Genomic DNA, 15,706 nt, shown 5'->3' with positions numbered 1-15,706 from the left:
GCACTGCTCAGCGCCCGCGGCGCCCGGCCCACAGCCCGTGCAGCAGCGGCAGCGCCGAAAGCCACATCAGCACGGTGCCCAGCACCGCATCGTCCCCGCGCAGCACCGCGCCGGCGAGCAGCAGGGCACCGAACACCAGTGCCGAGGCGGTCCGCCTCCCGGTGGCCTCGACCCGCGCCAGCCGGCGTTCAAGCTTCGGGTTTGCCACCGCGAGCGAGCCGTCCTGAAGCCCGGCGACTAGCGCGTCGATCCGCCGCGGCAGGCCCAGGCCCAGGGTCGCGGCCTCCAGCAGCTGCCCGGCCACGTCCTGGACGATATTGCCGCGCTGCTCCCGCAGCAGCTGCGCGGCATAGGGCTCGACCGAGTCCCAGAGGTTGAATGCCGGATCCAGCGAGCTGCACACCCCGGAGGTCAGCGACATCGCACGGATCACCAGCAGGAAGTTCTCCGGCACCTGGAAGGGCAGCGACCGGATGACGTGACCGAACTCCTCGGCGAACTCGCGGAACTCCCTCGGGTCAACCTCGCGCAGCTCGGCAAAGCCCATGCCGCCGAACCTGGCGAAGAGCTGCGTCAGCGCGCGCTCCAGCTCGGCGGTGTCCGCAGTGGAGACCAGCACGCCCAGCTCCCCGATCGCGGCCACCAGTCCCTTCCCGTCGCGCCCGGCGGCCGAGATCAGCAGTTTGCGCAGCCCGCTGCGGGTGTTGGGCGGGACCTCGCCCATCATGCCGAAGTCGATGAAGGTCAGCTTCCAGGGATGCGGGGCCCGTGGGTCGGTGGCCGGGGTGACGAAGATGTTGCCGGGATGCGGGTCGGCATGGAAGAAACCGCTGGTGAACAGCTGCTCGAACATCACCGCGGCGAACACCGGGGCCACCTCGCCCGGGTCGATGCCCGCGGCGCGCAGCCCGGCCAGGTCGGTGACCTTGATGGCGGTGACATCTTCCAGGGTGAGCACGCGGCGGGTGCAGCGCTCCCACACGACCCCGGGCACCGCCACGCGGTGGTCGTCTTCGAAGTCGGCGCCGAAGCGCTCGGCGTTGGCCGCCTCGTTGAGGTAGTCGATTTCCTGCAGGCTGGTGCCGGCAAACTCCTCGACCAGCGCCGGGGCGTCGGCGCGCCTGGACACCACGCGCACGTGGCTGAGCCAGCCGGCCACCTTGCGCAGCGCCGCCAGGTCGGTGGCGACGATCCCGTCGATGCCCGGCCGCTGCACCTTCACCACCACGGTGTCGAACCCGGCCGCCGCGGCGTCCTCGGGCATCAGCCGCGCCCGGTGCACCTGCCCGAGCGAGGCGGCGGCGATCGGCACCTGCTCGACAGAGGCGAACACCGATTCCAGCCCCGTGCCCAGCTCGGCCTCGGCCAGCGCGCGAATGGCGGGGAACGGGACGGGCGGCACCTCGTCCTGGAGGCCCTCGAGCTCGGCGGTGATTTCCGGCGGCAGCACGTCCAGGCGCGAGGACATGAACTGGCCGACCTTGATCATCAGGCCGCCCAGGTTCACCGCGAGCACATGGAAGCGCTGTGCGAAGCGCCGCATGCGCCGGGGACGGGTGCGCTCGGCAACCCGGGCCAGCCCGAGGCGGGGCAGGAGCAATTCGAAGAACCACGTCACGGTGAGGTTCCAGGCGGCGAAGCGCAGGATGCGCCGGTAGCGGGCGCGGGTGTTGCCCGCTCCCGCCATCACGTCCGCGCGGTCCCCGGGACCGGAGGCCACCCGCTAGCCCTGGGCGAGGATCGAGTACAGCTTGCGGCGTGCCTCCTCAAGCACCGCCACAGCCTCCTGGACCTGCTCCGGGGTGCCGGTGCGGCCGACCTGGGCGGCGGCCTGGGCGAGCTCGACGCCTGCCTTGGGCAGCGATCCGCCGCCGGATCCCGCCGATCCCCCGGCGGGCTCCCACGGCACCGAGAGCTTCGAGTCGGCAACCTCCTCGCGGCCGGCCTCGGTCAGCGAGTAGATCTTGCGGCCATTGGATTCCTCGGCGTTGACGGACCCCTCGTCAGCCAGCAGCTGCAACGTGGGGTAGACGGAGCCGGCGCTGGGCTTCCAGGCCCCGCCGCTGCGCTCCTCGATCTCCCGGATGATTTGATAGCCGTGCATGGGCCGCTCGGCGAGCAGGGCAAGGACCGCCGAGCGCACCTCGCCGCGTCCGGCGCGGGTGCCCGCGCGCTTTTCGAAGCGTGAACGCAGCTCCTCGACGGCCTGCCACACGCCGTCGAGGTTGTTGGCGGAGAATCCGCCCGTTGGATTTGAGTGGTGCATGATGCTCTCCTCTATCGCTAACGACGTACGAACGATACTTAAAGATACATCGCGCGATACTGGGTAATCCATGGGTTTGAGCCGCCAATTTCCCCAAAACCAAGGAACTTTCGCCCATACAGCCCTCCGGGCGACAATCGCTCAGGCTATATCTTTCGCCTAAACCCAAAAGGCGATCCCCGCCACCGTCGCCCGTGAGGGCCTTGGTGGCGGGGATCGCCTGTGGTGTCCGCGGTTGCGGAAAGGATGGCGCTAGGAGCGGTCACCCACGGCGTCGCGTTCCGAGCTGGACATGCGGCTGGAGCCCAGGACGTCCCCGGCCTTCCAGTCCGCCCATCCCGGACGTTCCTTCATGAAGGCCTCGATCTCGTCCTTGGTGGCCTCGAGCTTCGGGTCGTGCTTGAGGTACCAGCGGGTCTCGCGGGCAATCATGCCCGAGAGGATCAGCAGGCCGATCAGGTTCGGGATGGCCATCAGGCCGTTCATCATGTCGGAGAAGTTCCACACGGCGGTCAGCTGGGTGGTGCAGCCCACGTACACGACGAGCGAGAAGATCACGCGGAACGGCATGACGGCCTTGCGTCCGAGGAGACGCTCGATGTTGCGCTCACCGTAGTAGGACCAGCCCAGGATGGTGGAGAAGGCGAACATGACCAGGCCAATGGTCACGATCCAGTGCCCCCACTCCCCCGGCAGCCCGAAGGTGAAGGCGTGTCCGGTCATCAGCGATGCGGAGATCTGCTTCCCGGTTTCCGGGTCGACATAGTTCCAGGCGCCGGTGGTGATGATGACCAGGCCGGTGCAGGTGACAACGATGATGGTGTCGATGAAGGTCTGGGTCATGGAGACCAGGCCCTGGCGGACCGGGTGGGTGGTCTGCGCCGCGGCGGCCGCGATGGCTGCCGAGCCCATGCCCGATTCGTTGGAGAAGATGCCGCGGGCCACGCCGAACTGCACGGCAATGATGATGGCCGAGCCGGCGAAGCCGCCGACCGCGGAGGTGCCGGTGAAGGCCTCGGTGAAGATTTGGCCGAGGGCCGCGGGGATCTGGCCCACGTTGGCGATCAGGATGTAGATGGCAGCGGCGACGTAGAAGACGATCATGATCGGCACGAAGCCGGCGGTGACCTTGCCGATGGACTTGATGCCGCCCACGAGAACGACCATGGCCATGATGGTCAGCACCAGGCCGGTGGTCCAGGTCGGGACGTTGAAGGAGTTCTCCAGGTTGGCCGAGATCGAGTTGCCCTGGGTCATGTTGCCGATGCCGAAGCAGGCAATGGTCGCGGCAATGGCGAAGAAGAGCGCAAGGAACTTGCCCAGGGGGCCGCGGATGCCGCGCTCCAGGTAGTACTGCGGTCCGCCGGACTTCTCCCCGGCGGCATCGGTGCCGCGGAAGCGGACACCCAGGTAGGCCTCCGAGTACTTCGAGGCCATGCCCAAGAGGCCGGTGACCCACATCCAGAACAGCGCGCCGGGGCCGCCGATGCCGATGGCGGTTGCCACGCCGACGATGTTGCCGGTGCCGACGGTGGCTGCAAGTGCGGTGGTCAATGCCTGGAACTGGGAGATGTCCCCCTCCGAGCCGGCATCCTTGCGCTTGAGCAGCCCCAGGCGCAGCGCCGCGCCCAGCTTGAGGAATTGGAGTCCGCCGAGGCGGAAGGTCAGGTACAGCCCGGTGCCCAGCAGCAGCGGGATCAGCAGGAAGGGTCCCCAGATGACGCTACTGATGTCACCGAGGAGAGTTGCGAGGTCGTCCATAAGTACGGGTCCCATATCTTCTCGTGCGAGTCGTGAAAGTGCGAGCGTGACTACTGTCACAAAGCACTTATCCTACGTCACGTTGCACGCATGGTGACCATATGCACGTTACATCCGGGTGAACCAAGACGAACGGTGGCAAATGAGCGATAAGCGGTCCAGATTGTCTCACGGTGCACGAAAAAGGACCGCCCTCGTCCCGAATCGGGAAAAGGGCGGTCCTTGAAGGCAAGGTGCCGCGTGGGCTACATTCCGAAGTCGGCCGGTGAATCGAACGGGCCCACCACGGTGATGGTGCGCGGGCGGGACGCCAGCAGCGCCGCAAGTAATCAAAGACACCTGGCACGGCGTTCTCGCAGCGAAACACCGGCGGTTTCGGTCCGTGTTTTTTACTTGATCCCGAAGTCGAAGCCACCTGGTTGGTGGTGCCCGAACCGCTCCCTGAGGAAGTTGCCCGTACTGGTCAAATCCGCCGAAGTTTGGTTGTGCCGGGTGGAGTGCAACGTCTCGGCCTGTCCCATAAGGAGGCTAAGTTGCTCAACCAATTCCTCATTGGGTGTTCGCCCGTTTGGTTGCCGGTTGTCCACCATGCTCGGCGGTACGGCCAGGAATCCCTGAAGAACATTTGGTAGGTACTCCCGCACCATGGCTTCGAGTTCATACTCAAAGCGCGCATCGCCAGAGGGCTGCCGGGTTTCCGCGTCGATGACCGAGTCAAGCATCTGGCACGTTTCCAGAATGGTTACGTACGTATCAGCGGGAAGACGGTGCTTGTTCTGCTTAGCCTGCGCGCTCACCCATGTCAGAGCGGGCGACAGTTCGTCCGAAGCTCCAGCAACCGGAGTCGCTGCCTGGGACGGCTGGTAGAACTGTATCGGCGGCGCTGGGGCTGGCGCTGGTATCTGGACCGCCTCGCCACTGCGCAGTTTCCGAACTCTCTTAGGGAGCCAGAGATCGCGAAGCATGTAGGACCGCACGGCTGACAAGACCATGGATCCGAGACCGATCATAGCGCCGCTGCCATTGGGGAGAGAAAAAGCAACAATGAAGAGGACAGCGTAGAGCCCACCTTCAAGCATGACCTTTTTGTTTTTGGCACCCATGCCAATGATGAGCAAGTAGAAAGCGGCGAAAAGCCAAAATACGAAGGCAAGAACCACTTTGAGAATGTTCCCTCGCGTGAAGCGCGACATCACTATGCCCCCCGTGTGTGCGTAGTGGCTGCGTCAGAGGCGTGACTACGCTCCAGCTGAGTTCGCGCGCGTCCTACTTGGCCTTCAAGGACCTGCACTGTCTGTTTCATCGACTGTGCAGCTCCGACCTTGAACCTATCGATCTCGTCCATGGCTTGGAAAACATTATCGAACGCTTCTTGCAGCTTGGTGGAGTCGATCGAGGCTTGGGCAGAAGTTTTATGAATGGCTGTGCCCTGGGAGCGAAGGAGTTCGGAGGTCGAGACGATCAAGTCCGAGGTAGTGGAATTGAGGGCATCGATTTGCGCCAGCACGATCTTTTGCTGAGCCAGGGCCTGCGCAACTATCACCGCTACTCGAAGCGCCGCAAGAGTTGTGTCCAGCGCCCGATCCACACCCTTGATCAGCTCGGAGTTGTTCTTCTTGACCACATCAAGAGCTAAGTACCCTTGGATGGATACCGCCATCTGGGTCAATAGGTCTTGGTGGCGCTGGCGGACGTAGAAGAGGGCGTCTGCTTCAAGTGTTGTGGCATCGTCCGCTTTGCCCGTATTGCGCAGCTCTACGATCCTCTGCTCCAAACCGTTTCCAAGGTGGCTCGCGAGCACGGCGTAGTTCGCCAACTGCCCCATCGCTGCCCAGAGAGCATCGCGTTCGGTCTGGATGGCGGCGTTGTCCTGACGGAGATCGTCCTGCCCACCCTTGAGTGCCTTGGTGATGGCGTCAAGTTGTTCTTGTGCTGACTCGTACCTCATGAAGTATCGCTGGATAGCGTTGCCTCCGGGAAGGAAACGCAGAATGCGCTTCGCGCCAGTCAAATCATGGCGCTTGGGGTCTAGCTCGGTGACGATCTGTCGCAGTTCCGCAAGGGTGTTGCCGGTACGCGATGCAGGGTCCGCGCCGGTGGCTGCGAGGGCGGCTGCCGGCCTCTTCAACATGCGGTTGGATGCGGAGCTTGCCTGCTGCATCGTTCCCTCGCCCAGCCGCGTCAACTGCGCTAACTTGGTCTGAAACTCCGGGCTCTGGAGCGGTGTGGCCAGCAGGTCATCAAGAAAAGTTTTGGCATTCTCGGCGTGCTTCTGCTGTGCATCGGCATCCACCAGGATCATGCCGCCGACCTTCTCCGGAGCGTGAACCACAACCTCAACTATTGGTTTCGGCGGCTCCAGCTCCAGTGGATTTCCTACCTGCGGGGACGAGGTCGCGCCGAGGTCGAGTGGGTTCAGCATGATGTGCTCCTTGGAAGGCTCTGGGATAACTTGCAGTCTACTAGGGATTACTTGTAGGTAACAGTAAATGGCCTGTTTTAGCCGCGGCAATCACATTTAAACCTATCTCATCAGCCGGACCACAATCTTTGACAAACCTGTTCCTTTTGCGGGCCCTTTGCGGGATTGAGACTCGAGCAAACGTTGGCGGCCTTGCCCTCAAACATCCGCGCTGTCATGGCATGTCTTGTTCGCGATGATCGGCGACAACAGCATCCATGATGCCCAAGGAGCCACTTCCTGAATCAGACCACGAAGCCATGGTCAGAATCTTTCATTCTAGGAATTCTGGAAAAACACCGAAAGTTCCTGGAAATTGAGAAAAGGACCGTTTTTTCTTCCAAAGAAGCAAAAACGGTCCTTTTGACCAGAGGCCGGAAGGCCTACATTCCGAAGTCCGAAGGCTTATCAAACGGGCCCACCACGGTGATGGTGCGCGGACGCGACGCCAGCAGCGCCGCAAGTTCGCGCACCTGTTCCGGGGTGACCGCCTTGACGCGCTCCAGCGACTCGTCGATGTCGTGGAAGACGCCGGTGACCAGCTCGGCGCGGCCCAGGCGCGACATGCGCGATCCCGGGTCCTCCAGTGCCAGCACCATGCCGCCGGAGAGCTGGCCCACGGCCTTGCGCAGCTCCTCGTCGGTGATGCCGTCGGCTGCCAGCTTGTCCAGCTCTTCGCCGAGCAGCTTGATGACGCGCTCGGTCTTGGCCGGGGCGCACCCGGCGTACATGCCGAAGTAGCCGGCGTCGGAGTACGCGGCGGAGAAGGAGTAGGTGGAGTACACCAGCCCGCGCTTCTCGCGGATCTCCTGGAACAGGCGCGAGGACATGCCGCCGCCGAGGATCGCGTTGAGCACGCTCATCACGTGGCGGCGCTCGTCCGTTGCGACGATGCCCGGGCAGCCCATGATGATGTTGACCTGCTCGACGGGGCGGCGGATCACGTCGATGCGCTGGGAGCCGGTGATCTCCACCGGTGTGGTGTCGCGGCGCGGCACCGGCGAGGCACCCTCCTCAAGTTCCCAGCCCGCGGTGCGCAGGGCCTTGAGGACCAGGTCGCAGACCTCATCGTGGTCCAGGGAGCCGGCGGCGGTGATGACCAGTTCCTCGGGGGTGTAGAAGCGCCGGTAGTGCTCCCAGACGGCGTCGCGGCCGATGCCGGTGATGGCCTCGGGCGTACCGCCGATGGGACGGCCCAGGGAGTGGTGGCCCATGACGGCCTCGACGAAGCGCTCGTGCGCCACGTCCCCCGGGTCATCCGCGTCCATAGCGATCTCCTCGAGGATCACGTCGCGTTCCTGCTCGAGTTCATTGGGATCGATCACGGCGGAGGTGACCATGTCGGCGATGACGTCGATGGCCATGGGCAGGTCGGAGTCCAGCACGCGGGCGAAGTAGCAGGTGCTTTCCTTTGCGGTGGCGGCGTTGGACTCGCCGCCGACCTCGTCAAAGGCCGAGGCGATTTCCAGGGCCGTGCGGCGCTTGGTGCCCTTGAACAGCAGGTGCTCCAGGAAATGGGTGGAGCCGTGCTGGCCTTCCTGCTCGTCGCGGGATCCGACGGCCACCCAGAAACCAATGGTGGCCGAACGCTGGCCGGGCATGGCCTCGGTCAGCACGCGCACGCCACCGGGCAACACCGAGCGGCGCACCAGGGCTCCACCGGCCTCGCCGTGGATGATGGTGGCGTCCCCCGCCTCGATCGGGGCCGTGGCGTCGGAGACGCCGCGCTCCCCCGCGGGAGCGGGAGACATTCCGAAGCCGGTGAGCGGCAGGGGAATCATGACCACAGAAAACATCCTTACTGTCCGCGCAGGCTGCGTGCGGAGCATTGGGTTATTCGCGCGCAGTGGCGCACGAAAGGCATTAACCCATTCTTCCACAGGGCATACCATTCATTGCCAGTTCATGAGCGGACTCTCACCATGCACGCCCCCACGGCACGGAACCACGGGACAGTCCCCGGGCCGCGGCCGCCACGGATGGCAGGCCCGCCGCTGATCCCGGGTTTCGGGCGGACATGGAAAAATCCCGGCCCACCAATAGGTGGACCGGGATTTTTCAGCCTAGAAACCTAGGATTACTCGGCTTCGACGAGGTCTTCCTCGGCTACAACCGGGGCAAGCGAAAGCTTTCCACGATCGTCGACCTTGGTGATCTCAACCTGCAGCTTCTGGCCCACGGAGACAACGTCCTCGACGTCGTCAACGCGCTTGCCACCGGCGAGCTTGCGCAGCTCGGAGATGTGCAGCAGGCCGTCCTTGCCCGGGGTCAGCGAAACGAACGCACCGAAGGTGGTCAGCTTCACGACGGTGCCGAGGTAGCGCTCGCCAATCTCAGGAACCTGAGGGTTGGCAATGGCGTTGATCGCGGAGCGTGCTGCATCTGCAGCTTCCCCGTTGGTGGCGCCGATGAGGACGGTTCCGTCGTCCTCGATGGAGATATCCGCTCCGGTATCCTCCTGGATCTGGTTGATCATCTTGCCCTTCGGGCCGATGACCTCGCCGATCTTGTCTACGGGGATCTTCACGGAGATGATCCGCGGAGCGTAGGTGGAGAGCTCGTCCGGGGTGTCGATGGCCTGGTTCAGGACATTGAGGATGTGCAGACGGGCTTCGCGGGCCTGGGTCAGCGCAGCTGCCAGGACCGATGCCGGGATGCCGTCGAGCTTGGTGTCAAGCTGGATGGCGGTGATGAACTCGGAGGTACCTGCAACCTTGAAGTCCATGTCGCCCATGGCGTCTTCGGCGCCCAGGATGTCGGTCAGGGCCGCGTAGCGGGTCTGGCCGTCAACTTCGTCGGACACCAGGCCCATGGCGATGCCGGCGACGGCTGCGCGCAGCGGCACACCGGCGTTCAGCAGCGACAGGGTCGATGCACAGACCGAGCCCATCGAGGTCGAGCCGTTGGAGCTCAATGCCTCGGAGACCTGGCGGATGGCGTACGGGAATTCCTCACGCGACGGCAGCACCGGCATGATGGCGCGCTCTGCTAGGGCACCGTGGCCGATTTCGCGGCGCTTGGGCGAACCCACGCGGCCGGTCTCACCGGTGGAGTACGGCGGGAAGTTGTAGTTGTGCATGTAGCGCTTGCGCGTTACCGGGCTCAACGAGTCGATCTGCTGTTCCATCTTGAGCATGTTCAAGGTGGTGACGCCCATGATCTGGGTTTCGCCACGCTCGAAGATCGCCGAACCGTGGACGCGGGGAAGAACCTCGACCTCGGCGGTGAGCTTGCGAATGTCGGACAGGCCGCGGCCGTCCATGCGGACCTGGTCGGTCAGGATGCGCTGGCGCACGACCTGCTTGGTGACAGCACCGAAGGCCTTGGAGATCTCGCCTGCGCGGGTCTCGAAGGCGGTGCCCTCGGCGGCGAGCTCGGCAACGACCTCGTCCTTGAAGGCGGAGGAAGCGTTGTCGCGCTCCTGCTTGCCGGCGATCTGGTAGATCTCGGTGAGCTTGGCGGTGGCCTTGGCCTCGACGGCTGCGTAGGCGTCGTCCTCGAAGTCGCGGAAGACCGGGAACTCGACGGTCGGCTTGGCGGCGCGTGCTGCCAAATCTGCCTGTGCCTCGCACAGTGCCTTGATGAACGGCTTTGCAGCCTCAAGGCCCTGGGCAACAACCTCTTCGGTCGGGGCGGTGGCGCCCTGTTCCTTGATGAGGTTCCAGGAGTTGTCGGTGGCCTCGGCCTCGACCATCATGATGGCAACGTCGTCGCCCGCGATACGGCCGGCAACAACCATGTTGAAGACGGCGTTTTCCAGCTGGCTGTGCTTCGGGAAGGCAACCCACTGGGCACCGTTTCCGTCGTCAACCAGGGCAACACGGACGCCGCCGATCGGGCCGGAGAACGGCAGGCCCGAGAGCTGGGTCGACATCGAGGAAGCGTTGATGGCAACCACGTCGTAGAGCTCGTCAGGGTTGATCGCCAGAACGGTGACCACGATCTGGACCTCGTTGCGCAGGCCCTTGACGAAGGCCGGGCGCAGCGGGCGGTCCATCAGGCGGCAAGCCAGGATGGCTTCGGTCGACGGGCGACCTTCGCGACGGAAGAAGCTGCCCGGGATGCGGCCGGCAGCGTACATGCGCTCCTCGACGTCCACGGTCAGCGGGAAGAAGTCGAAGCCTTCACGCGGGTGCTTGCCGGCCGTGGTGGCCGAGAGCAGTGCGGTTTCTTCGTCGATGTAGACCATGGCCGCACCTGCGGCCTGCTGGGCCAGACGGCCGGTTTCGAAGCGGATAACGCGCTTGCCGTATCGACCGTTGTCGATCACGGCCTCTGCGAATTGAATTTCGGGACCCTCCATGGGGCGTGTCCTTTCGATCAATATCCGCAGCACACTGCGAACAGGCCACACATCGGTGCAATCTGGTCTTCGATCGAGACTCGCGCTCTTCCTGAGGAAGAGCGAAAGCCACTACCGAGGACCGCGACTGTCTTCCGGTGGGTCAAGTGCGCGAAGTGCGCGGATATTTCGTCTTGTTTCTGTGCTGGTCATGCGAAATTGCAAGCCATACGTATACCAGCCTACCGGGTTAACGGATTCGGCGCAGTGACGGCGCGGACTGATGGTTTATCCGCACCTCTGGGCGCGCCAATACGCTCGAGTGACTGTGAGTTCGCGACCATTCGGAGGCGCGTTTTGAACTAGCGGGGAGATCAACGCCGAACGAGTTATCCCCCGTGTTAACAACAGTGGGGATTTCAGGTTTATCTACCGAGTCGGCTCTTACATTGCCCGACAGATGGACTTGTTCATTGAATGGAATGATCTTCGATACAAGGATTTTGAGCCGTCGAGAAGAATGCATGCGAGGCACTCGATGCTCCCGAAGATCCAGACCAACCGCGTTTCATCCGTAACTCATGCCGGCAAACGGGGGAGCTGTTTGCTAATAGTTTTATAGCGAAGGATCCCTCAGTCTTCTTCATTTACAAGATTCGAACCTATCTAGAAACTATCCTCAGATACACTAATCAAAGCTTGGAATTCGACTAGAAAAAAGGTATGTAGTTCGTGGCGACCACAGGAATACGTTTGCGGGACATTCGTGAATATGAAGGATCCCAAAACCGGGCTTGGGAAGAGCTGGCATATCAATTACGCAGAACGCCAAAAGCCGGCTGGCTAGAAACTCGAAAGACTCGTGCACCTGACGGAGGCGTCGAGTGGTATGACATCTACGAAGATGGCCATCAAGAGGGATTCCAAGCCAAGTTCAATAAGAACCTAGAAGATGCCCTCAGCGGGATGCTTGAATCCGTAAAGACGGTGGCGACCAAACGCCCCGAGATGACACGCCTTGTCTTCATTGTTCCCTATGACTTCACAGATGCGGCGTCAAGCCGGTCCAAATCGGATCAACAGCGGTGGGATGACGCGGTTGCGCGCTGGAGGAATAATGTTCAAGGCGCAAGTCGTTTGACCTTCGAAGTCATCAGAGCCGGAGATGTTCTCTCAACGCTGATGCAGGAGGAACACATAGGGCGTAGGTCCTACTGGTTCAATCACATAGAGATAAGTGATAAATGGCTCCGACAACGGTGGAACGAATCTGTTCAGGTGGTCGGCCGACGATATACACCGGATGCCCACACAGTCTCACAAGTTGAGAAATTCTTGGATGCAGTTTGTGCCACACCACGGTTCCTCGAGAAAATTAGCACTATCATCTCCCGCTTGCTCATTGCTTGTCGGAAAGATCATGGCATGTGGGGAGACGCTACGGCTGACGTCGAAATTAATCTCACCGCCATAGAGAACGTCAGGCAAGAAAGTCTCCGCGGATCTTCGAAGTTCAACACTTTGCCTACAGCCCAAGTTGATTTCCCGGCGCTATGCGAGGCCGCCAATGCCATAGCTAGTAGCGCCACAACTTGCCTCCGGACAACTGAACCAGCCAATCAACGCAACTTAGAAATGGCGTTCACCGTAGCGTCGAATCTGATCGATTTCGCTGGCAGTAGAGAAACACGAATATACGCGGACAGGGCAGTCGCGCTAGAGGGCCCTGCTGGGCAGGGTAAAACGCACGCATTAATGAAACTAAGTGAAACACTTCTGGACGCAGGAACTCCCGCGATCGTCGTTCCCGGTCAAAGGATTAAGAACGACAACTGGTGGTCAGCCATGTCTTCTATACTCGGGAACCCGGCTCCGTCAAGCGACGAATTCCTAGACGCAATCGACGCACTAGCTGAGGCTCGTGGAACACGCGCGGTGATCATTGTCGATGCCCTCAATGAAGCCCAAGACCCGCGTATGTGGCGAACAGAACTCGCGCCAATGCGAGCACAGATCGAGTCACGCCAGCATCTGGCATTGGTCGTTTCTTATCGCACTGATTATCATCAAATAATCTCGCCTCCACGAACAATGGAACGTGTCAGTCATCCCGGCTTCGCTGGACACATTTTCGAGGCTATCTCTGCATACTGTCGATTGTTCAATATTTCTGTACCTCCCACTATGACGCTTGATGCATCTTTTAATAGCCCACTCTTTCTTCGGATGTACTGCTCGGTCGTAGCGGCTGACGCCTCAGCTAACGCTGATCTACCAACTCGATCTACTTTATTTGAGAGATTCGCAAACGTTCAGAGCGAACGTGTACGCGAAGCTCTACGGCTCTCGCCCAGCACTCCAGTTGTGAAGAAAGCCGTTACGGTCGCGGCCGATCTGCTCCTTGTCAATGCGGGCCAAGCTGTGTCGCGATCACAGATGGAAGAGCAGATCGACCAGCTTCTACCAGGCCGCGACTGGCCAGAGACGCTGTTTCAACAAATGGTTAGTGAGGGTCTCCTGGAGGTCCGGCCCAGTTACCAAGGCAACGAGTCCGCGGCTTTCCCTTTCCAGGCATATTCTGAGCAGCTTTTGGCTTCAAGACGACTCGAAATTAACGCAAATCATTCTGAGCTTCTCGCACACGGTGAGAGCTTCGATGGTACGAATCAGCCAGAAAACGTGCCGACCAAGTTCAAGCGTACTCTCCAAACCGAGCCTTGGCTCTGGCGAGCAATGGGCGTCCTGTTACCTGAGAAATACGGTATCGAGCTAATCGATTTGCTGCCAGAGTGTGCCGCAGACTACCGCCTTCTCGAAGCAACACTCGAAAGTCTAGTCGACCGGGCATCATCCTCTTTCAGTCGGCGCACAATGAAATTCCTCGAGGACGGGCTCCTTGCCGACCGTGAAAACTGGGTTGATATCGTCCTCGCGCTTTCCGTCCAAGAAGACCATTTGGCCAATGCGGACTGGCTACACTCGAAACTGGTTTCGCTCCCGATGCCTGAACGCGATGCGTCTTGGTCCGTCGATGCTTTCCGGACTGACGACCGCTCACCAGCGTTCGCTCAGATATCGGAATGGGCAGTACGTGGAGCTTCCAATACGAATCCAGAACAGGTGCGGCTTGCGTGCATAGGACTAATGTGGCTGCTAACGTCCTCAAACAGGTTCCTGCGTGACCGAACTAGCAGGTTGCTCGTCTCGGTGCTTAGTGCGCATCTTGCCCAAGTCCCCGCCCTCATAGCGAAGGCTCGTGAGGTCGATGACCCATACGTTCAAGAGCGAGTACTCACCTGCATTTACGGTGCAATTATGGTCGAGGGAGACAACAACATCGATGCGGTGAGATGTATCGTCGGGCTACTTCTGGAATGGGCCGATACAGGACTACCTATACACGCTGTCGCGAGGGATTCCACACGTGGGATCGCGTATTGGGCGCATTCCCGCGATCTATTAGATGACGGTTCTCTGGCACGGTTTTCTCCTCCATACGGTGCCGCAGCTCCGGAAGAACCACCCACTGCAGTCCAGCTGCGCGAGCGTTATGGATATTTCAAGAATGAAGCTGGTGATTTCGTCGAGTGGCGCGCGTCATCGATCTTGTCGTCGTGTCTTGACTGGATGGGTGATTTCAACAGGTATGTCGTAAAGTCTGATGCAGGTTTCTTCAGTCGGTACCCTTTGTCAGGGCCACCACCAGCGAAGAAGTATCAAGATCCAGCTGGACAAGTTGACGCAGACTGGGCAGGTCGATGGATTGCACACCGGGCGATAGGTTTGGGCTGGACTACCGAGCGTTTTGGCGAATTTGAACAGAACCATGATTTAAGAAAAGGACGTGACTCACACAAGTCCGAACGTTTCGGCAAGAAATACCAATGGATTGCCCATCAAGAGCTGCTTGCCAGGCTCGCTGATAACTGCCATCCTGCATACGACTCTTGGGGGGCCGATGCCATGGTCTATGAAGGGCCCTGGTCTTGGTATGGAAGGGACTTTGACCCGAGCCTACCCCCCGATGAACTCTCAAGTACTCGTAGAGTGACCATTGTTGAGTCCCGAGGTGACTCGTCGTCAGCGCTAGCTTCGCCAAGCATGGTTCGTACAGGAGAGGCGAAGCAGTGGGTTGCTCGCGTTGATGATCTCCCGACCGCGCCACAATTATTTACGCCAGTTGATTCCAAGGGTCAAAAATGGATCGCGCTTCAGCGCTATTCCACCTGGGATAGGGCAAACGCTGCTCGGAGAGGCATAACGAAGCGCGAACTCGACGTATTCTTCCTGCAATTTTCGTGGCTGACCCCCTCGGGCAACGGTCAGAAGCTCCAGGAATTCATCAGCAAACGTGGGCTAAGTGGTCGTTGGATGCCCGATACCAGTCGAATTCACACACAGTACCTTGGTGAACAAGAATGGTCGCCCATCATGAAGTCGAGATCAAAAACAATAATTGATGACCGTGATATCCCAGATGAGCTTCTCGACATCCAGCTAACTGCTTGGCCTGCTGTTGAGCAATATATGTGGGAGGGCCACACACTCGACTGCTCAATCGATGAAAACGTTGATTTCTACGTTCCGACCTGTGAACTGCTTGGTAATGCCCGGTGGGTCGGTTTCTCAGCCCAATGGCAATCCGGCAATCGGGTCATCGCGAAAGCAATAAACTTTGATGACGGGGAGAATGGCCAGAGTGCTCTTTTGGTTGAGCCCGAGTGGCTGGAAGAGAGACTGCGAACCCTTGGCGCAGAGTTGGTTATTGGAACACTTAGCGAGAAGCACGCCCTACTAGACTCCAAAAGTAATTCACGCAAAATGGCATTCTCAGATATTTGGTACACGGCTCTTTATTCACCGGATAGTCCCCTAGCCATGGATGGGCCCCGGATTATGGTGAGAGAAACCGACGAATGACAAACTTACGGCGGTA

The 15,706-nt window shown here is 60.7% G+C and carries 8 protein-coding genes; 1 reads left to right on the top strand and 7 read right to left on the bottom strand.

The window, feature by feature from the left end; all coding sequences use genetic code 11:
- Positions 1 to 7: 7 nt before the first annotated feature.
- The 7 genes from AC6CHY_RS06090 to AC6CHY_RS06060 form a co-directional block, all read right to left on the bottom strand.
- Positions 8 to 1,720, bottom strand: a complete 1,713-nt coding sequence (locus AC6CHY_RS06090) for an ABC1 kinase family protein (protein ID WP_498226059.1) — start codon at positions 1,718 to 1,720, stop codon at positions 8 to 10.
- A gap of 3 nt (positions 1,721 to 1,723) precedes the next feature.
- Entirely contained in the window at positions 1,724 to 2,266 is a 543-nt protein-coding gene (locus tag AC6CHY_RS06085; protein ID WP_498226057.1) for a PadR family transcriptional regulator, read from the bottom strand.
- A gap of 252 nt (positions 2,267 to 2,518) precedes the next feature.
- Positions 2,519 to 4,027, bottom strand: a complete 1,509-nt coding sequence (locus AC6CHY_RS06080; RefSeq protein ID WP_217391072.1) for an alanine/glycine:cation symporter family protein — start codon at positions 4,025 to 4,027, stop codon at positions 2,519 to 2,521.
- 389 nt (positions 4,028 to 4,416) lie between these two features.
- A complete protein-coding gene (locus tag AC6CHY_RS06075) occupies positions 4,417 to 5,220 on the bottom strand; it encodes a hypothetical protein (protein ID WP_217391065.1) in 804 nt (267 codons plus the stop codon).
- A 2-nt stretch (positions 5,221 to 5,222) separates the two neighbouring features.
- Positions 5,223 to 6,449, bottom strand: a complete 1,227-nt coding sequence (locus AC6CHY_RS06070) for a toxic anion resistance protein (protein WP_498226056.1) — start codon at positions 6,447 to 6,449, stop codon at positions 5,223 to 5,225.
- A 422-nt stretch (positions 6,450 to 6,871) separates the two neighbouring features.
- Positions 6,872 to 8,275, bottom strand: coding sequence for a M16 family metallopeptidase (locus AC6CHY_RS06065; protein WP_336245176.1), 1,404 nt, complete (start codon positions 8,273 to 8,275; stop codon positions 6,872 to 6,874).
- Positions 8,276 to 8,565: 290 nt separating this feature from the next.
- A complete protein-coding gene (locus AC6CHY_RS06060) occupies positions 8,566 to 10,791 on the bottom strand; it encodes a polyribonucleotide nucleotidyltransferase (RefSeq protein ID WP_498226054.1) in 2,226 nt (741 codons plus the stop codon).
- A gap of 711 nt (positions 10,792 to 11,502) precedes the next feature.
- Between AC6CHY_RS06060 and AC6CHY_RS06055 the strand changes: the two genes are divergently transcribed.
- Positions 11,503 to 15,690: an NACHT domain-containing protein gene (locus tag AC6CHY_RS06055; protein WP_498226052.1), complete on the top strand. Its 4,188-nt coding sequence runs from the start codon at positions 11,503 to 11,505 to the stop codon at positions 15,688 to 15,690.
- The last annotated feature ends 16 nt before the right edge of the window (positions 15,691 to 15,706 follow it).

Source organism: Paeniglutamicibacter sp. GQ140 (genome assembly GCF_059759235.1).
Note: the sequence above shows the minus strand (reverse complement) of the source record. Positions and strands in the feature narration are given on the sequence as shown.

Coding starts and splice junctions, on each gene's coding strand:
- AC6CHY_RS06085 (WP_498226057.1), bottom strand. CDS start 2,266: ATGCACCACTCAAATCCAACGGGCGGATTCTCCGCCAACAACCTCGAC.
- AC6CHY_RS06080 (WP_217391072.1), bottom strand. CDS start 4,027: ATGGACGACCTCGCAACTCTCCTCGGTGACATCAGTAGCGTCATCTGG.
- AC6CHY_RS06075 (WP_217391065.1), bottom strand. CDS start 5,220: ATGTCGCGCTTCACGCGAGGGAACATTCTCAAAGTGGTTCTTGCCTTC.
- AC6CHY_RS06070 (WP_498226056.1), bottom strand. CDS start 6,449: ATGCTGAACCCACTCGACCTCGGCGCGACCTCGTCCCCGCAGGTAGGA.
- AC6CHY_RS06060 (WP_498226054.1), bottom strand. CDS start 10,791: ATGGAGGGTCCCGAAATTCAATTCGCAGAGGCCGTGATCGACAACGGT.